Annotated in this window: 1 protein-coding gene; it reads right to left on the reverse strand. The window is 61.8% G+C overall.

Features of this window, described 5'->3' with window-relative positions; genetic code table 11:
• The coding region (locus GSQ92_RS11780; RefSeq protein ID WP_174247809.1) for a KUP/HAK/KT family potassium transporter at positions 1 to 536 on the reverse strand (536 nt) is incomplete at both ends.

Below are 536 nucleotides of genomic sequence, written 5' to 3' on the forward strand. Positions count from 1 at the left end.
CCTCGTCGCGAGCCGCAAAGAAGATGGCGGAATCGAGGTTCAGCGGGCAGCCTTGCTTCTGTGCAAGCGCCAGGGCGACCGTCAGGCTCGGCACTTCGACAAAGCCAAACCTTACGGTCACCCGCCATAGACCGTCGGCTATCTGCTCGACCTCGGCTCGCTTCTCCTCCGGCACGCGCGGGATCTCGTCAAAGGCTAGAGTCAAACTTACGACCGTCTCCTGCAGCGCCTTCATATCGGCAATATGGCGGAGAAGTACCAGCGGGATCAGAATGCCGCCGCGGCTCAAAAACACCGCTGTGCCGGGCACCCGAGCAATGCTCCCGGTTTTGAGCTCCGCGAAGAAGTCTGCGGGGCTCTTCTCATTTTCCGCCGCGCGGCGCCGCATGGCCTCGACGCCGCGATGCCACGTGGTCATGATCGTGAAGATTACGATACCTAACAGCAGCGGCACCCAGCCGCCCTCGCGCAGCTTGAGCAGGTTTGCTGCGAAGAAGGTGAGATCAAAGACCAGAAAGGCGCCACTCGCGGGAAGC

The organism is Acidisoma sp. S159 (genome assembly GCF_009766125.1).
Taxonomy (GTDB): Bacteria; Pseudomonadota; Alphaproteobacteria; order Acetobacterales; family Acetobacteraceae; genus Acidisoma.